Below are 16358 nucleotides of genomic sequence, written 5' to 3' on the forward strand. Positions count from 1 at the left end.
TCAAAGCAAGAAGATCGCGGCGTCGCCCTGCAGAAGTGCGTCCTATTTCTTTGCCTCCCTCAGCTTGGAGAGGATCCGATCCGTGTCCTCGTCGTTCCTGCGCTTGAGTTCGGGCGGTGCCGAGCCCTCAGACTGATGCTTCTTTCGGTAGCCGAGCGCATCGCGGAGGATTTCAATTTCTTCAGAGGTGAAGTCAATCAGCGGCATCGGACTCTCCTGATGTGGCGGGTAGCAATGTCTACCAGCGCTGGTTAAACATCCATGTCGATGGCTAGGATATTCCCCGGAACACGATCGCGGCCGTCGCGGCTGACTTGAGCGGGGGTTGACGTTGGATAAGTATAACCTTGCGTCGTGAAAGGTTTACTAAGAGGAAATGCCGTGCTTAAAGATCACGCTGCCAAGACAGCCGTCGGGATCGTCGTAGTGGCGTTCGTGGGCTTCCTGCTGGCCCTGTTGTGGCTGACGCGCAACACACCGTCCGTTCTGTGGAAGCATCACTTCACCCTTCAAGAACTGGGTGCTTTGGGTGATAGTTTTGCCCCCATCACGGCCGTGTTTGCGACCGCAGCTGCGGCGTTCAGCGTGCTGAGCTACTTCAAGCAGGTAAGAGCCGCTGAACGGCAAGCCGAGTGGGAAAAAAAGCAAGAGCGCCAATCAGTGGCAGCCAACGAACGGCAGTCAGCCTGGGAAAAAGAACAGCGGGATGCCGCCCTTGCCGCCGCCAGCCGCCAGGATGCCTGGGAACAGGACCAGCGGGACAAAGATAAACAAACCCGTTTTGATGTGTTGTTCTTCCGAGCGCTGGAAGAATACGACAGGGCCTTCGCCCGTATGGACGAAGCCACTGCGAGGAAGAATCCAGGCAGCACGGGACAGATGTTGCTCAACGAACTTCGGGAGATGGACGAAAGAGGCGACATTTTTCCCAAAGACAATTCGCGTGAGCTTTGGAGGGAAAAGTTGACGCCGGAACGGTTCCACCCGGTTCAACGGTTCGTGAACTCAGTATTTGCTGTGATTTTATGGCTGGACGAGGCGGCACTGCCGGGCCTAGTGCTCGGCCGCTGGATGCGTCTCTTCGAAGACCGTATGTCAGGGCCCGAGCAAAGCATACTGCGTGTGTTTGTCCAACACGTTGCGGGTCCTGACGTCAAAGCTGCAGCAGAACGGCTACGACTTTTTGAAACTGAAGGATCTTTCGTCTGCGAGCTCAGATAGGGAGGCAATGGCGCCGGTCCAAAACGGTTCGATGAGTCTCACTTCGATCTGCAGCACTGTCGCCGGCAAATACCTACATGCAGAGCTGCATCCATACCGACGCGGCGGGAAACCGGTGTAAGAATCTGCTTCGCCTATTGGATTCGTCGCGCCGCAGCCTAACCGCGCTTCCGGTTCGACGCGCCGCGCGCCGAGTAATGTCGCTCTCACCGACGTGACTGCAGCCCCCGCTCCACGACCGGTGGTTGCCGCTGGGCCAGCAGTGCCCTCGCCCGGTCCGCGTCTTTCCCGAGCCAAGCCCCAACGTCCCTGGGCTCGATCACGACCGGACCGTGGTGCCCGAAGCGCTCGTTGTCCTCCCGCCACGCCGTCACCAAACCGAAGGTGCGGACCACCTCACCTTGAGCGTTCTCGAACCGGCTGAACACGCCGGCCAGCGCCACCGGGTGAACCCCAGGCTTGCAGGCGGTCGGTCGGCCCTGTACCTCGGCGAGCCAGCCCGTCGCCGGCACGAGGCAACGCCAGGAACGTGCGGTGCTGGACCACAGGCTCTCCATCGGAGCTTGGGTGAGTCCCTTCACCGGCAAACCGATCCACCGCGCGGCCGTGGCCCGACGGGCTTCCCCTTTCGTTCCGGGCGGCACCAGGCCCCAGTGGGCGCGCACTACCGCCGGCCGCTGGGCCGCCCCAACGAGGACGAACGCTCCGGCCAACGGCCGGACGACGCGGCCGCCCGAGGGCAGCACCGAGCGCGCCACCGCCTCCCAGGAGCCTGCCGGCTCCGCCGCGCGCGTAGCCGCCGAGTTGGAGTCGGGATCGATCCAGAACGCGAGCACGCCGTGGCTCCGGCTCAGGTCCGCACGACGGGCAAGTCCGCCCACCGGGTCGTGTAGGCCGGCGACAGGGCGAGCCGGCGCATGTGCCACGACCGCTCGCCGGCCAGTCCGGCGGTGCCCGGGGCGATCGCGCCACGCCCCCACCGTTGGCTCGCTGCGTCGAGGACCTGGCTGAGCCGCTCCCGTTTGGTTTCCCGTTCCGGTGGCGCGTCGAACAGCCCGGCTTGCCGGGCGGCGCGCGGAGCCAGCTCCAGCAGCCGCACGCCCACTTTGTGGTAGCGGAAGCCGGGCCGGTGCATCGCTCGGACCAGCCGCGCCGCCACGCCGACCAAGTTCAGCACGTCGTCGGTCGCGGCCGGCAGGTTTTCGCTGCGCACCGGGTGGTGCTGCGGCTCGCCGGGCGTGAACGGGTTCGTTTCCAGGAACACCTCGATCCGGCCGCTGACGGCCCGCTCGCCGCGCAGCTTTTCCACGGCCCTAACCACGTGCGCGCGAGCGCTCTCCAGGACCGGTTCCAGCGCAGTCGTGGGCTCGCCGAACGAGCGCGCGGATTGGATCTGGGCCTTCGCCGGCGGTTGGTGCTCGACCTCAAGACAGGATTCGCCCCGGAGTTCGCGCACGATCCGTTCCACCACCACGGAAAACCGCTGACGGAGGCTAGCCGCGTCGGCGTCGCGGAGCTGTGCCACGGTGTGGATGCCGGCTTCCGACAGCTGAGGCACCAGCCGTCGACCGATGCCCCACACTTCACCCACCTCAATTTCGGCGAGCAACCCGCTCAGAGCGGCCGGCAGAATGCGGGTGAGGTCGCACACACCGTTCCACGCGGCCTGCCGTTTTGCGATGAAGTTGGCCAGCTTCGCCAGGGTCTTCGTCGGCCCAACGCCCACGCACACGGGCATGCCGCACCACGTCCGCACGCGGCCGCGGATGGCCTGGCCAAGCTCGGTCGCGTCGGCCTTCGGCTGGCCGCTCAGGTCAAGGAAGCATTCGTCGATCGAATAGACCTCCAGATCCGCACGGGGCACGAACTGCGAGAGCACGTCTACGACGCGGCGCGAAAGATCCCCGTAGAGGGGGTAGTTGCTGCTGAACGCCACAACGCTGCGCTGTTCTGCCAACGCTCGGTAGTGGTGCCAGGGCGCCGCCATCTTGATTCCCAGCGCCTTCGCTTCGTTCGAGCGCGAAACCACACAGCCGTCGTTGTTGCTCAGAACCACAACCGGCTTGCCTTCCAGCTCCGGCCGGAAGAGTTTTTCGCAGCTGACGTAGAAATTGTTAACGTCGACCAGCGCGATCCGTCGCATGCCCGCCTCCTCGACCGGCCTCGCCGACTACCTCAGAGCTTGTGCAGCACGCGCGTCGCCACGCCCCATATTTCCAGTGTTTCGTTCGGCGCAACAATCCGCTCCGGGAAATGCGGGTTTTCCGAAACAAGCACCGGCTTGCCGCCGCGGATCCGCAGCCGCTTGATGAGCAGTTCCCCATCGACTGCAGCGACGACCACAGCGCCGTCGGTCGGCTCCAGGGCACGGTCCACGACGATTTCATCCCCATCGTGGATGCCTGCACCGAACATGCTCCACCCCGACGCGCGGACGATGAAGGTCGCCGCCTCATGCCCCTTTCGGATCAGGTGCGCGTTGAGGTCGATCGTGTCTTCGAGGTAATCGTCCGCCGGCGAGGCGAAGCCGGCCGGCACCCGGTAGCCCATCAGGGGAATCGACACGTTCCGTCCTGGCTCCGTGCGACGCCAAACCTGAGCCCGGGTTCCCTCTTCTTCCACCGCTTTCTGTTCGCGCCAAGCGTCCAGGAAGGCCACGACCGCCGGCACCTGGCTCTCCGGCACGCGCACCGGTTGCGTGGGCTCACCGAAGGAGCCGGACCCGGGTTTGCGGCCGGCACCGGGGCGGGGGCCGCCGTGGGGAGGGGGCGTCATGGGTCGGGCTCGCTTGATTGCTGTGCGGCAATCAAGACTACCGCGTATCGAGGCAGCCGGCACGCATCGGCCCCGGTGAACAACCGTCACGCGACGGGCCACGACCGAATCTGATCGGCTTTCCCTCCCGAGGTGCGCGGCCCGGCGCTAGGATCGAGCATGGGCGAGATCCTCGTAGGAACGGCGAGCTGGACCGACGCGACGCTGATCAAGTGCGGTCGGTTCTACCCGCGCGGCTGCAGCTCCGCCGAGGCTCGATTGCGTCACTACGCGAACGTCTTCCCGCTGGTCGAGGTGGACTCGTCGTACTACGCCCTGCCCAGCATCCGCAACGCCGAGCTCTGGGCCGAGCGCACGCCGGACGACTTCGTGTTCAACGTGAAGGCGTTCCGCACCCTGACGGGTCATCAGACACCCCGCCGGGCGCTGCCCCAGGACATCCTGCGCGCCCTGAACCTCAGTGCCGACGGCGCACCGGTCTACGCCAACACCCTGCCTCCGGAAATCGTCGACGAACTGTGGCGGCGCTACCTTGAGGCCCTGCAGCCGTTGAAGGACGCGGGCAAGCTCAAGGCGCTGCATTTCCAGTTCCCGCCGTGGTTCACCGCCAAGCGCCAGAGCTACGACTACCTCGAGGAGGTGAGGCAGCGGCTGACCGGCTACCTGGTGGCCGTGGAGTTCCGGCACGAGAGCTGGATGACGGAAGATCGTCGCGACGCCACGCTGGCGTTCGAGGCACAACACGGCTTCGTCAACGTGGTCGTCGACGAGCCCCAAGGGGCGCGCAACTCCATCCCGTCGGTGTGGGCCATCACCAACCCGGAACTCGCGATCGTCCGGCTGCACGGGCGCAACGAAGCGACCTGGAACCTCAAGGACTCGACGTCGGCCAGCGATCGGTTCAACTACGACTACAACGCGGAGGAGCTGGCTGCCCTAGCGGAGCCCATCCAGCAGCTCGCGAGCTCGGTGGTCCAGGTGCATGCGATCTTCAACAACAACTTCGAAGATCAGGGCCAGCGCAACGGACAGACCCTGATGAAGCTGATCGGGGGCGTGAGGCGGCAAACACGGCTTTAAGTCGCGAGCCGACCTACCCCGACGCGAGAGCGATCCGACAAAACGTGGAACCGCCGATTACGTTGGGCTTCTCGGCGCCGCCAACGCGATGATCGCGCGACCGACGCCGCCGGCGACGATCAGCAACAGGCCCACCGCGACCGAACTGCCGAACGCCATCAGCGTCGCCCAGAACGGGTTGAGACCCGCCGCTCGCGTCAGCGGATCCGGTCCGTTGACCAGCAGGACGAACAGTTGGATCACCGCGACGACGACCGCGAGAAGGCCCACGACGCTCAGGCTGACTGCGGCGGCTGCGGCGATGCGGTAATGGGTGATGGCCATGGTTACTCCCAAGAAACGCACTCCAGAAACGCGACACCCCGCAGAACCAGGGGGATTCCGCGGGGTGCCTGACGTGGCGGAGTGTGGTGCCACAGAACGCTTACGCGCAGATCGGCATGCGGCCGGCTCACGGCAAGCAGTCGGCGCGCGTCCGTCCGCGAGATCGGCTGCGCTTTTACTCGGGGATGCCCTACCCCCTGAACTGCGGCCACGCGTTGCGCAGCACCCGCACGGCGGAACGCAGGAACACGAGCGCGATGAGCAAGCCCACCGCGATGTCCGGCCACCCGGCACCGAGCCACGCGACCGCGCCGGCCGCGACCAGCACGCCGGCGTTGGCGGCCACGTCGTTGCGCGAGCACTCGAAGGTGCTGCTCATGTTCACGTTGAGCTTTCGGAACCGCCACAGCAGCGCCAGGCACGTCAGGTTCGCCGCAAGCGCCAGCGATCCGAAGATCAGCATCAAGCGCGTCGACGGCGGTACGCCGTGCGCGATCTTGAGGGCGATGTCGCCGACGATGACGACGAAGAACACCAGGATCAGAACGCCTTTGGCCACCGCAGCACCCGCCTCCCAGCGGGTACCGCGACCGATCGCGAACAGGCTCAGCCCATACACCACGGCGTCGCCCAGCATGTCCACAGCGTCGGCCTGCAGCGCGGAGGAGCGCGCCACAAATCCCGCGGAGAACTCCGCAAGGAACATGACCGCGTTGATCACCAGTACAACGATCAGCACCCGGCGCTGATCGGCTTGGAGCGCCAGGGCCGCGAGTTCCTGGCCTTTGTGGGAACAGCAGTCGTCCATCTCACACCTCGGCGGAAACGTGGCGAGCGCCGTCGTGGCCGCAGCCGACACTCCGGATCGATGAACCGGCGGGTCGAACCCTTGACGATCGCTGGGACCGCCGTTATGAACCTTGGAGCGACTACAAGGTCAAGCGGCGACGCCCATGAACATCGGCCAGTTGGCCCGCACCACGGGCACCAAGGCGGAAACCATCCGCTACTACGAAAAGATTGGCCTGCTGACCGCACCCACGCGGTCGTCCGGCAATTACCGTTCTTACGGCCAAGCCGACCGGATCCGCTTGAGCTTCGTGCGGCGGGCGCGGGAGCTCGGGTTTCCCATCGACCACGTGCGCGAGCTGCTGGACTTGGCTGACCACCGCGAACACGACTGCTGCAAAGTCGACGAACTGACACGCCACCATCTCGATGCCGTCGACCGCAAGATAGCCGACCTATCCGCGCTCAAGCACGAGCTGGCCAGCATGCTCAGTGCCTGCCAAGGCGGCATCGTCGCCAACTGCCGGATTCTGGAAGCCTTGGGCACAACCCGCGCGAACCCGTAGTGCGTTTCGCGGTCCACAGAAGCGGCTTCGTTCCGACCCGCTAGACTGGACACCATGCCGCTGCATTCCCTCACCCGCTGGTCCCTGCGCGTCCTTCTGGCACTGTGCCTGATCGTCTCGGGTATGGCCGTGGGTGCTGGCGGGAACACCCTGAGTTCGGTGCGTGTTGCAGGAGAGGCACCGTCCTCGTCGGAGGCTGCGCCCGACATGCCTTGCCACGGCCTGGCGGCGGCGGCCGCCGACACCGACCAAGCCCCGTGCGACTGCTGCCCGCAGCGCAGTTGCGACACCGCCGTCTGCGCCATCCCGGGCTGCCTGCCGTCGCTGCCGTTTGTGGCCGCGTCGGCACCGCCGGCCACGGCCCCCAATTTGGGTTCGCTGGCCGCACCGCCGTCGGCGCCGCTCGAACCGCCGCTGAGACCTCCGATCGCCTGATCTCTCCGCCGTGTTCTTGAGCGCCACGCGCGCTCCCTGGCCGCTGCGCGGCCGTTGACGGAGAACCTCCATGAAAACCCGATTGCTGGCAGCGGCGACGCTGCTGGCCTGCGCGCACGTCGGTGCGTGGGCCAAACCCATTGCGTTCGCCCGCGGTACGACGGTGATGGCCGAATACGGGGCCGGCACCATGAACGAAATCCAAGCCTTCTACGCCCCCCGCTACTGGTGGTCGCTGGGTGCAAGCTGGCTCGAACTCAACAGCGAGGACGGCAGCACTCAGCGGCGCATCGAACTGGCCCGCGCCAACCTCTTGGCCAAACGCTGGAACCTGCCCGGCGCGCAAGCCAACGCGTTCGTCTGGGGCGGCCTGGGCCGCGCCACCGGCAACGACTTCGCCGGCAGCACCCTGGCGCGCAACGTCGGCTTCCAGGCCGACTACGAAACGCGCCGGGTGTACGGAGCGTTCCGCTCGGACCTCGAAGAAAGCCGCCACTACTCCCACCGCATCGACACCCTGCAGCTCGGCTGGGCGCCCTACGCGCACGACTACGACACGGTGGCGACCTGGTTTGTGGTGCAGGGACGCCGATACACCGGCGATCTCGTTCGCGGCACCGAGACCGCGCTCCTGCTGCGCTTTTTCAAGGGCGGCGTCTGGGTCGAGGCCGGCGCAACGCGCGACGGCAAACCTCAGGCCATGGCCATGTTCAACTTTTGAAGGAAGATACTCATGAACTTTTCCAAAATCAGCATCGTGCTGCTGGGGCTTCTGCTGTCGGTCGCCGCCTCCGCCACGACCATCGAAATGGAAGTGAACGGTTTGGTCTGCGCGTTCTGCGCCCAGGGCATCGAAAAAACGCTCAAAGGGTTCCCCGCCACGGACGCGGTCCTGATCAGCTTGGAACACCGCTTGGTGGCCGTCGCGCTCAAGGACGGCACGGACATCGGCGACGCCGAACTGCGCCGCGCCCTGACCGAAGCGGGCTACACCGTCGTGGGCATCCGGCGCACGGACGCCAGCCTGGAGACCTTGCGGGCGGGGGTGAAACCCCATGGCTGACGCCTTCGAATCGTCGTCGGCGCTGCGGCGCAACCTGGGGTTGAGCCTCGCGGCCTTGGTGGCCAGCGGCGGCACGCTGGTGTGCTGCGTGCTGCCGGCCGTCATGGTGGCGCTGGGGGCCGGTGCAGCCCTGGCCGGGCTGGTGTCGGCCGTGCCGGCGCTGGTCTGGCTGTCGGCGCACAAGGCCGGCGTGTTCACTGTGGCGGCCGCGATGCTCGCGGTGTCCGGCGTGGTGCTGTGGCACGCGCGCCGGCTGCCGTGCCCCGCCGACGCGACGCTGGCCCGGCATTGCACCCGACTGCGGCGGGCCAGCGTGGTGCTGTGGATGGTCGCGTTGGCCAGCACGGTGATCGGCGCGCTGTTCGCCTTTGTGCTGCCCGTGCTGCGCTGAAACGAAAACCGTGGCGGCGGTACGGACTGCCGCCACGATTTCTGCCGCTGGGCCTGCTCGGATCTTCGGTGCGTACGACGAACACAGCCAACGTTCAGGCGTTCATCGGAGTCATTCCCCATCCGGATGAATCCAGCCGCGCGCCTCCGCTCTACGTCGAACGGTCCGCATCGAGGATCGCGCGCAGGTTCGCCAGCACAGGCATTGGGTGCATCGCGCTGACGTTGGCACCACCGGTGTTGCCCTCCGGGGTCCACCGCCAGCAGCGCGGGCCTTCGACCGCTGCAGGCGCGCTCGCTTCCGACAGTGAACGCAGACGTACTGTAGCCAGCGGACTCGCGAGCAGGAAAGCCGGGGTTTCCTTCATGGCGGGAACTGTAATAGCCCGCAGATACAAGCCAGTGACCTGTTGAGGTCAGGCTATCGCGCACCTTGATTTAGATAGCACTGGGTGCTACATTTAACCATGCTCGATCCTGACGAAACCAGGCGGACGTTCAAGACTGCTTGGTTTTCCAAGGCGGCGCGCAAAGCGCGAATCAAGGATGAGGAGCTTTGCGAAGCGATTCAGGAAGTGATGAAGGGTCAAGCCGACGATTTGGGCGGCGGCGTCTTCAAGAAACGCCTGAACAATAACATGTACCGGAGCATCATCCTCGCCAAGGGCGGTCGATACTGGATTTACGAATATCTTTTCGCAAAGAAGGATCGAGACAACATTGAGGATGATGAACTGGAAGACTTTCGCACCCTCGCAAAGAGCTACGCCACGCTGACTGGGAAGCAGATCGCGCAGCTCCTGGGAGACAAAGACCTGACGGAGATTTGTCATGACTATGAAGAGCAAGTTTAAGAGTGAGATTTCCGAGGCTCTGCACTCGTCTGCGGCGATGCTTCAAAAGGTCGGGGCGCTCGACAAGGCAACGATGCGTGACTTCGACGCTCGCCATCTGGTTGTTCCGAGTGAAATCGAGCCCGAGCAGATCAAGCAACTCCGCGAGGTCAACAACATCAGTCAGCCGGTGTTTGCTCGTTACCTCAATACGAGCGAAAGCACCGTAGAAAAGTGGGAAACAGGCGCAAAGCGACCGAGTGGTATGGCGCTCAAGCTACTCATGATCGTCCGGAAGCACGGTCTGCAAGTCCTCGTCTAGCTGGACGCGACCGCGGCGCTGCGCCACGCGGCAATGACGTTCGTGGTGGACGGGCTTGAGGGCTACGTGCTGCAGCAACTCACGCCGGCTGCGCGATGCGTTCTGCTCCGGATGACGACGGATTCGCCGCGGCCGGTTCAGGCGCACATTTCCCCGTGGCAAAGCGAACGTTCATCCGTATAAGCCGTTAGCGCGCGGAACGGCACGCGAGCAATGCATCCGTTGCAGCTCGGCAGCAGAAACGGACGCGGACGCGATAAGGACCGATGCCCGCTATGCTGAGCGCCTCGGAGACGACCTTCTTGCTTCCGGCTTCCGTCTCGATGACCGTTCAGCACCTTTTGGTAAAGACATGCAAGCCCCCCTGGGACCTCGGGAGCGCCTCGAACTGGAGCCGACGCAGGGAATTCTCGGCGGCGTCCCTTCGCCGCCGCTGCGGCACGTGCTGCTCGTATCGTCCACAGAGGTCCGCGAATTCAAGCTAAGAACCTATCCGTAAACTACGTTGACCTTCAGAGGCACTTTGCGGAAGGCGATGATCGCGGCGGCGAGATGGTTGAGCGCCAAGAAGCTACGCGCCAGCTTCTCGTAGCGCACCAGAAGCTTGCGGAAGCGGTTGAACCAGCTGTGGCTAACCTCTACCACCCAGCGTCTGGCCTTCTTGCCGGGGTGATGCCGCTTGAAGTCCACTTCCTTGTGATGGACGGGGTGCTGTATCGGAATCAAAAGAGAATCGCCGACTGGAGCGACCCGGATGCGCACAGTTTGTTTATCGATCGACTGACTCAAGATAAAAACGGTGCCGACGATCCGGAGGAAAAGGCAGCGGAAGGGGAAGACGATGACACCGGCGACTTCGACGAATAAAACTCGTTGACGTGGGCCAACCGATGCTGTCGCCCCAGAACATCATCCCACTCCGGACCGAGTTCGGACAGGTCGTTACCCACCCAGTGAATGGCGTCCCTGGCCAACGCATCTGCCCGGAGGTTCAGCCGGTGGATTTCATCGGATACATCATCGTGTTCGCGCTGGCGGCGCTTTTCTTGTTCGGGGCTTAATTCAGAAAACGAGCGAAACTGGAGCTCCCGAAGAGAGGCAGCCCGCTCACAGATCAGCAGATAAGCTTCATTGATTTTCATGGGGTCGTCCTGCTTCAGTACGGGCGTTCGATCCGCCATCAAAGCAGAAATCGGTCGGTGCGCAAGGGGGCTCGTCCGCCCGAGTGCATCCTGAATCGGCCCTCACGCCCCCCCCAGTTCCCACGCCACGACTTCCTCATACCCCGGCATCCGATCACGACGCCGGAGCAGGACCAAGCGCCCCGCCGGCCACGTGCCCGGCTCGGGCAGCGCGTACGCCTTGATCCGATCCTCATAGGCGACGGTCACGTGCGCCGTGAACCGCCCAATGGCGCGATCTCCCAGCCCGAAGGCGGTCATCGCCTCCCGCAGCCTCCGGTTGAACCGCACGGCCTCATCGACGGACTCGCCGAGTAGGACAATCGGCATCTCACCCAGGTGCCGGCCGAACACATCCACGCGGTTCAAACTCGACCGTGAAAGATTCCTGGACCAGCGCGTCGCCGGCGGCCGTGGCGGCCTCCAACGCGAACGCCGCCTGCTCGTCCGACAAAGCGAGATCGCTGGCCGACTTGGGGTGGGTGAGGCTGTTTCGAAGCTTGACGAACTTCTTGAGCGACGCGTAGCCAACCCCGCCCAGCTCCGGCTCAAAGGCGAGCCCGTGCGCTTTGCCGAAGCAGCGCATGGAAAAAAGAATCGCCGGCAACGTGGACTGGAACGACTCCAGCTTCCTTGCCACGCCCCTGACGTTCAAGTACGCCTTCTGGTCCGGCAGAAGAACACGGTCCTCGGCGGTGAGGAGCGTTGTTCGCTCGCTGGCGATGGCCTCCGCCGCCCTGCGGAACTGCGTCGTAAGGCCTTCGATCTGCACGAAATACGTTCGAAAGAGACTGCGCCTGGCAAAACCGGTCGGCGTGCTGCGCCCATACGCCATCGCTTCCTCAACATCGGCCGCCAAGACGGCGAAAACCGACCGGAGTTGCAACAAAGCTGCTTGTGTCTTGATGGAACTCATGCGCACTCGGTGTTCCGAACAACGACGCCGACCGCCTGAAGACACGCCGGCATTCAGCGTGCCGCCTGGGCGGACGGATCCTACGCCGTGGCCACGCGCTCACGGCTTGGGCTTCAACTTTGACTTCTGGCCGAACCGCTTCCGGTGGGACGCCAAGTACGTCCGCTGTTGTCGGGCAATGGGCTTCCTCAACGAGCGCGGTATGTCCAAAACTTTTCGATCCGGACGCGAAAGCGACGGTGCGACGAGCATGGTGCCGTCGTTGCCGAAGGAGATGAGCGCTTTGTCGAACAGCGCATCGATGGACGCGACCAACAGAAGACCGTTGTTGGGATCCAACCGCTGCCTGTTCGATGAATCCCTCCAACTGAGGATGTGGGAAGCCCGAAGGGCATCGACCACCGTGCATCCGGTCACGGCGCACGCTGCTCCCCAGCGCTTCATCACGTCCCGCCGAAACCGACCTTGCCCGCAGCGCGCGTCGATGAGCTGCTTGCGCGTGGTTTTGTCCACCGTTCGGTCTTTCTTGATCGCATCAAGATCCGCAAGAAGCCCCGCGAGCGAACCGCCGATTGCTTCGCGAATCCGGTACCAAGCTGGCTTCCGCAACGGCTGTGGAATGGCATCCATGATCAGGTACGCCTCGTTGTCCTTGAGCGCGGTATACCCCGAGAACATGGTGAAGAACTTGCCGGTGTTGCGGATCTTCCTCGGATCCAGCTTGACAGGACGGTCCAACCACAGGAAGCAATCGCTGGGGCAGATCCACCGCGGCAGGTAGGGTTCATCGCCCTTCCAGCGTTTGGTGAGCCTGGATTCGTTGCGGACCGGCAAACGCCCGGCCCGGAGCAGGCGAAGAACGTCGTTGAAATGGCTCTTGATCGGGAGCTTGCGCCGGACCCTTGCCCTCTCCGCATCGCGGTCGGTCAGGTCGGTAGCGCGCGCTGCAACGCCGACCAATTTTTGCTCACGGCCATGCGAGGCATACATGAACACGACGGCGTTGCCTTCTTCGTCGTCAGCGCTCCTACCGGCTGGCTCTGTGTGGAAAGCCCGGTACGGCACCCCGTCCCGCACGAACTCCATGCCGTCAGCGTTGTTCCATTCCTCATGACCGAACCCCCACTTCGCGGGGTAACCGTCCGACGCTCGATGCCCCGCCGGTCCACGGTATCCCTCGGGGCTCCAATGAACGGGCTTCATGATCAGTCGGGTCATGGCGGTTCCTTCGATCGATACACAGCAACGATGAGCCGTGGCCAACGCAGCCCCTTGACGGACGCGGTAGGCTGCCTGTTCGCCGCCGTGCAGCGGGCACCAACGCCGCTACGGCGTCGCCTCCTTGGTCCCAAGCTGAGTCGATTTAACCAGCCAGTAAGAGCGGAGTAAGCACCCCGCACGCACAATGGCAGCACCGATCTTTACAAAAACGAACTCTTTTTACAAAGCTCTTTTTAGCCCGCCGCTCGCGAATCGATGGCCGGAACTGTGCAACTGACGCGGCGAACGTCGGCTCACGTCGAAGCAAAGTTCTGGCCACCGGGCAGCGGCATCGTTCGGCTTGTGCCTACCTTCACGCGACGACCACCGGGTGCGTCCGGCGCATTTCGTAACGCGCTTCAGCCGCAACGGGACGTGGGTAGGCCATCGCGCAGCTTGGGTGGCGTCGGCATCGACCCCCGCACGCCGCAGCGATCGACGATTTTTTACCCGCAACTGAGCAAGACACGCTCAGTGGACGGCGCCACGGAGAAACATATGAATCGAGCTGGAAGGTTGTCCCGCTGCCGTACCGTCGCCGCGATCGCTCCACGGGCCGCGAGCAACTTTCCGCTGCTCAACTGGACGCTGTGCGGTACAAAACTGACGGTGGTTACGGTAGCGGTCATCGTCGAATCGCTGCAACGCTGCACCAACGATGCCGCCAAGAAGATCGCGGAAGCAATTCAGGCGTTCGACGACGCGGCCACGAAACGCCTGGACGACGCGGTGCGGGTGGGTTTTCCACAAAAGCCCGATGCTGACAGCATCATCGATCGGCGGTACGGTGGGCAGTCGTTGGCCCGGGCGAACGAGGGGCAGGCCGAGAGCGACCTTGGCGATGCCTACGAAGCAGTCGCCGCGCCCGACCCTGCCGGCGGCCGGACGATCGAACAACGATTGGAAGCCGTACATCACCCAGTTTTGAATGTCGTTCTCAGTTGCCGCACACCACGTTCGAAACCGGAGGTTGAGAACGCTGCGGTCAAAAAATCTCTGGAGCGGAAGCCTCGACGGCCGGGCTAGAAACGCCGATGACGGGCTCGACGCCCCTGAACGGGACAACGTTGCCACCACGGTCGTGAACGCCTGAACCCACTGGGTTGACCGGTGGGGGCGGTTCCTTTGGAAGACTGCTGACCTGTACCGTGACGCGGCAGGCTGCGGTTTTTCTTAGTGCCACGTCTTCGAGCAGCTCCACCGCATCCGCTGCCAACGGAGCCGGACGACGAAGCTGGCAGCGAGCGCGGAACGCACCGAAAACCGCACGGTTGTTCAACGACAGGTCCTTGAGCTCGGACACGTCGACGCGAAACTTTAGGTGATGACCCATTGCATTGAGCAGCAACCGCGCCATCAACGAACGGTTACGGTGCGATTGAAGGATGTGGTGGAAGACATCGCCCGTATCCATCGTTACGGGATCTCCTGCTCAGCCCAAGCGATCGTTTCCAGAAAATGACCGGGCAGCAGCAAATCGTTGTCGGGGTAGAGGGACAGCGACCGATAGCCCGCATCGGGCGTTGCGGCGATCCCTTCCAAAAAGGCGAACGTGATGGCAAACGGGACGGCCGGCAGAGCAGCAACCTCGGATACATCGACCGAATAACGGTGACGGTCGTACAACGCGTTCAGGTAAACACGAGCCATGACCGACCTTCCGACAGGAGCGGCTTTCATAAAGTCCCGGAAATCGTAAGGCGAAATCATGCGTGATCGGGTATCCCGCCGCGTTGTCGGCCGAAGCGCTGCGCTCCTGCCGCAGCATCAAAGCAGAACGTCGGCGTCTGTCAACCGGGCGCGGGGCCGGTCGACCGAGAAGCCGGCGAGGACCAAAGCCGCCACAGCCCCCACCCACCCAGCGGCGCCAGAACGAACACCGTGACCATCCCGGGAAAGTAGCCGTAGCCATGACCCGTCAGCAGGGGGAAGACGAAGTGCGCCAACTCGCCGAGTGCCATCGACGCGAACAGCGTGTATGCGAGGTACGTGCCCAGGGCATGGCGCCGACCCATCAGCGAGGGCGCGAGCAGCCAAGCGCCAGCGGGCACGATCAGCATCGCGACGAACAACAGGGGCGTCGCCTCGGGCTCGGCGACACCGGTCACCTCCCGCGAGAGGGTTTCGAAGAACCGGGCGCGGTTTTCTTCGACCTTGTGCAGCACGAAGGCCGCAACCGTGAGCCAATAAGGCACCTTGATTCGCTCGAACGATGTGGCCGCGGGACGAACGAGCCACATCACCCAACCGCCGCCATACCCCACAAGAAAAATCGTTGCGACCAGGCTTCCCCCAGGTAAAGCAAGCCGGTGAACGGCACGAACAGCGTGAACACGAGGGCAGCCAGAACGGTTGGCGTGGAGCGGCGGGGTTCCATCGTCGTGCGCGGCGGTCGGGAAGCTCAGACTAGCGCCCCCGCCCTGAGCGAAACCAGCGCTGTGGCTCGGGACGTTGCCGCAGGCTTCCGAGATGCACCGCGGCGCCACCGTGGTGCGGCGCAGCGCGCCGATTTAACGAACCGGTAAGAGCGATGTAAGTACCCGAGCCGGACACTCGTGGCGCAGTTCTGTTCGGAGAAAAACGAGTGCCGTTCTTCGCGTATCCGCTCGAAGGCTTTGCGTCGACCGGTAGGTTCCGGGCGTGCGAACGACCCTCGGCGTTCACCGGTGCGTCGTGGCACCGCGGTCCGCTTCAAGAATGAGGCGCAGGTCGTCCGGAATCGGCATCGGCAGGGTCGCGCGGACGTTGGCGCCGCCCGTGTTGCCCTCGGGGACCCATATGCGCGAAAAAAGCGCCGCAGCCACGATGCGCGTTGTTTGCCCCACCATTTCCCTGGCATCTCGACGTTGCCACGCCAGAGCAAGCATCCCGACATGACTTCGCACGTGCAGCACCGTACGGCGCTGGCCCAGGATGTGCGCGCGCTCCAAATGGTGAACCGCGCGAGCGACATCCCCTGCCCGCCTCGCAGACTGAGCGTTGGCCCATTCGTGCGCGAAAGCCTCCGCAATGCTGACGATCATCCGAGTCTCGATGGCACCGCGCACGAACACGGCGACGTGCGTCGTCGTTCATTGTCGCGAGCGCCCCAGCGGGGCGCAACCAACCTGTTCGCTTTTGTCCGCTTCGCGTGGACTCGGGCGCGCAAGAAGACGTTTTGAACAGGAAGACACAGCGGGAAAATCCTTACCGCAACCCTAGCC

Annotated in this window: 26 protein-coding genes; 10 read left to right on the forward strand and 16 right to left on the reverse strand. The window is 64.0% G+C overall.

Annotation, left to right across the window (positions count from 1 at the left end):
• Window positions 1-42 precede the first annotated feature (42 nt).
• Window positions 43-207 carry a hypothetical protein gene (locus RUU78_RS00880; RefSeq protein WP_313912733.1) on the reverse strand — a complete coding sequence of 55 codons (165 nt, stop codon included), beginning with the start codon at window positions 205-207 and terminating at the stop codon, window positions 43-45.
• A 174-nt stretch (window positions 208-381) separates the two neighbouring features.
• On the opposite strand from RUU78_RS00880, the gene RUU78_RS00885 reads away from it, so the two are divergent.
• Window positions 382-1221: a hypothetical protein gene (locus RUU78_RS00885; protein ID WP_313912735.1), complete on the forward strand. Its 840-nt coding sequence runs from the start codon at window positions 382-384 to the stop codon at window positions 1219-1221.
• Between the two features lie 206 nt (window positions 1222-1427).
• Here RUU78_RS00885 and RUU78_RS00890 read toward each other — a convergent pair whose 3' ends face one another.
• Genes RUU78_RS00890 through umuD form a run of 3 tightly spaced genes read right to left on the reverse strand, consistent with a single transcriptional unit; the run spans window position 1428 to window position 3996 of the window.
• A complete protein-coding gene (locus tag RUU78_RS00890; RefSeq protein ID WP_313912736.1) occupies window positions 1428-2057 on the reverse strand; it encodes an SOS response-associated peptidase family protein in 630 nt (209 codons plus the stop codon).
• 14 nt (window positions 2058-2071) lie between these two features.
• Window positions 2072-3364, reverse strand: a complete 1293-nt coding sequence (locus RUU78_RS00895) for a Y-family DNA polymerase (RefSeq protein ID WP_313912738.1) — start codon at window positions 3362-3364, stop codon at window positions 2072-2074.
• A gap of 32 nt (window positions 3365-3396) precedes the next feature.
• A complete protein-coding gene (umuD, locus tag RUU78_RS00900) occupies window positions 3397-3996 on the reverse strand; it encodes a translesion error-prone DNA polymerase V autoproteolytic subunit (RefSeq protein ID WP_313912740.1) in 600 nt (199 codons plus the stop codon).
• A 159-nt stretch (window positions 3997-4155) separates the two neighbouring features.
• Here umuD and RUU78_RS00905 point away from each other — a divergent pair, with 159 nt between their 5' ends.
• Window positions 4156-5076, forward strand: a complete 921-nt coding sequence (locus RUU78_RS00905) for a DUF72 domain-containing protein (RefSeq protein ID WP_313912742.1) — start codon at window positions 4156-4158, stop codon at window positions 5074-5076.
• 57 nt (window positions 5077-5133) lie between these two features.
• Here RUU78_RS00905 and RUU78_RS00910 read toward each other — a convergent pair whose 3' ends face one another.
• Both RUU78_RS00910 and RUU78_RS00915 read right to left on the reverse strand, forming a co-directional pair.
• A complete protein-coding gene (locus tag RUU78_RS00910) occupies window positions 5134-5400 on the reverse strand; it encodes a hypothetical protein (RefSeq protein ID WP_313912744.1) in 267 nt (88 codons plus the stop codon).
• A gap of 190 nt (window positions 5401-5590) precedes the next feature.
• On the reverse strand, window positions 5591-6259 hold the full coding sequence (locus tag RUU78_RS00915; RefSeq protein ID WP_313912746.1) for a cation transporter: 669 nt from the start codon (window positions 6257-6259) through the stop codon (window positions 5591-5593).
• Window positions 6260-6353: 94 nt separating this feature from the next.
• Here RUU78_RS00915 and RUU78_RS00920 point away from each other — a divergent pair, with 94 nt between their 5' ends.
• The 5 genes from RUU78_RS00920 (at window position 6354) to RUU78_RS00940 (ending at window position 8644) form a co-directional block, all read left to right on the forward strand.
• Window positions 6354-6755, forward strand: coding sequence for a helix-turn-helix domain-containing protein (locus tag RUU78_RS00920; protein ID WP_313912748.1), 402 nt, complete (start codon window positions 6354-6356; stop codon window positions 6753-6755).
• Between the two features lie 54 nt (window positions 6756-6809).
• Window positions 6810-7190: a CopL family metal-binding regulatory protein gene (locus tag RUU78_RS00925; protein WP_313912750.1), complete on the forward strand. Its 381-nt coding sequence runs from the start codon at window positions 6810-6812 to the stop codon at window positions 7188-7190.
• Between the two features lie 70 nt (window positions 7191-7260).
• A complete protein-coding gene (locus tag RUU78_RS00930) occupies window positions 7261-7911 on the forward strand; it encodes a hypothetical protein (RefSeq protein WP_313912752.1) in 651 nt (216 codons plus the stop codon).
• A gap of 12 nt (window positions 7912-7923) precedes the next feature.
• Entirely contained in the window at window positions 7924-8253 is a 330-nt protein-coding gene (locus RUU78_RS00935; RefSeq protein ID WP_313912754.1) for a heavy-metal-associated domain-containing protein, read from the forward strand.
• Entirely contained in the window at window positions 8246-8644 is a 399-nt protein-coding gene (locus RUU78_RS00940; RefSeq protein ID WP_313912756.1) for a hypothetical protein, read from the forward strand. The genes RUU78_RS00935 and RUU78_RS00940 overlap by 8 nt, the downstream gene beginning before the upstream one ends.
• 151 nt (window positions 8645-8795) lie before the next feature.
• On the opposite strand, the gene RUU78_RS00945 is transcribed toward RUU78_RS00940, so the two are convergent.
• A complete protein-coding gene (locus RUU78_RS00945) occupies window positions 8796-9011 on the reverse strand; it encodes a DUF3703 domain-containing protein (RefSeq protein WP_313912757.1) in 216 nt (71 codons plus the stop codon).
• A gap of 99 nt (window positions 9012-9110) precedes the next feature.
• Here RUU78_RS00945 and RUU78_RS00950 point away from each other — a divergent pair, with 99 nt between their 5' ends.
• Both RUU78_RS00950 and RUU78_RS00955 read left to right on the forward strand, forming a co-directional pair.
• The gene (locus tag RUU78_RS00950; protein WP_313912760.1) at window positions 9111-9497 is read left to right on the forward strand and encodes a type II toxin-antitoxin system RelE/ParE family toxin; all 387 of its coding nucleotides are present in this window, start codon (window positions 9111-9113) and stop codon (window positions 9495-9497) included.
• Window positions 9475-9798, forward strand: a complete 324-nt coding sequence (locus RUU78_RS00955) for a DNA-binding transcriptional regulator (RefSeq protein WP_313912762.1) — start codon at window positions 9475-9477, stop codon at window positions 9796-9798. The genes RUU78_RS00950 and RUU78_RS00955 overlap by 23 nt, the downstream gene beginning before the upstream one ends.
• A 489-nt stretch (window positions 9799-10287) precedes the next feature.
• On the opposite strand, the gene RUU78_RS00960 is transcribed toward RUU78_RS00955, so the two are convergent.
• The 5 genes from RUU78_RS00960 to RUU78_RS00980 all read right to left on the reverse strand — a co-directional run bounded on the left by RUU78_RS00960 (window position 10288) and on the right by RUU78_RS00980 (window position 13113).
• Window positions 10288-10554 carry a transposase gene (locus RUU78_RS00960; protein WP_313912851.1) on the reverse strand — a complete coding sequence of 89 codons (267 nt, stop codon included), beginning with the start codon at window positions 10552-10554 and terminating at the stop codon, window positions 10288-10290.
• A gap of 29 nt (window positions 10555-10583) precedes the next feature.
• Window positions 10584-10940 (reverse strand): hypothetical protein, encoded by a 357-nt coding sequence (locus RUU78_RS00965; RefSeq protein WP_313912763.1) that lies wholly within the window; start codon window positions 10938-10940, stop codon window positions 10584-10586.
• Between the two features lie 102 nt (window positions 10941-11042).
• On the reverse strand, window positions 11043-11339 hold the full coding sequence (locus tag RUU78_RS00970) for a hypothetical protein (protein WP_313912765.1): 297 nt from the start codon (window positions 11337-11339) through the stop codon (window positions 11043-11045).
• Window positions 11311-11895, reverse strand: a complete 585-nt coding sequence (locus RUU78_RS00975) for a hypothetical protein (protein ID WP_313912767.1) — start codon at window positions 11893-11895, stop codon at window positions 11311-11313. Before RUU78_RS00975 ends, RUU78_RS00970 begins: the two co-directional genes overlap by 29 nt.
• A gap of 99 nt (window positions 11896-11994) precedes the next feature.
• Window positions 11995-13113: an HNH endonuclease gene (locus RUU78_RS00980; RefSeq protein WP_313912769.1), complete on the reverse strand. Its 1119-nt coding sequence runs from the start codon at window positions 13111-13113 to the stop codon at window positions 11995-11997.
• Between the two features lie 540 nt (window positions 13114-13653).
• Here RUU78_RS00980 and RUU78_RS00985 point away from each other — a divergent pair.
• On the forward strand, window positions 13654-14181 hold the full coding sequence (locus RUU78_RS00985; protein WP_313912771.1) for a hypothetical protein: 528 nt from the start codon (window positions 13654-13656) through the stop codon (window positions 14179-14181).
• Here RUU78_RS00985 and RUU78_RS00990 read toward each other — a convergent pair.
• From RUU78_RS00990 to RUU78_RS01005, 4 genes are all read right to left on the reverse strand, one after another.
• On the reverse strand, window positions 14141-14569 hold the full coding sequence (locus tag RUU78_RS00990; protein ID WP_313912773.1) for a hypothetical protein: 429 nt from the start codon (window positions 14567-14569) through the stop codon (window positions 14141-14143). The two genes, RUU78_RS00985 and RUU78_RS00990, sit on opposite strands and share 41 nt — an antisense overlap.
• Before the next feature lie 2 nt (window positions 14570-14571).
• The gene (locus RUU78_RS00995) at window positions 14572-14865 is read right to left on the reverse strand and encodes a hypothetical protein (protein WP_313912775.1); all 294 of its coding nucleotides are present in this window, start codon (window positions 14863-14865) and stop codon (window positions 14572-14574) included.
• Between the two features lie 80 nt (window positions 14866-14945).
• Window positions 14946-15395, reverse strand: coding sequence for an HXXEE domain-containing protein (locus tag RUU78_RS01000; RefSeq protein ID WP_313912777.1), 450 nt, complete (start codon window positions 15393-15395; stop codon window positions 14946-14948).
• Between the two features lie 420 nt (window positions 15396-15815).
• Window positions 15816-16178: a DUF3703 domain-containing protein gene (locus RUU78_RS01005; protein ID WP_313912779.1), complete on the reverse strand. Its 363-nt coding sequence runs from the start codon at window positions 16176-16178 to the stop codon at window positions 15816-15818.
• Window positions 16179-16358 lie beyond the last annotated feature (180 nt).

Source organism: Tahibacter sp., from assembly GCF_032229445.1.
GTDB lineage: Bacteria > Pseudomonadota > Gammaproteobacteria > Xanthomonadales > Rhodanobacteraceae > Tahibacter.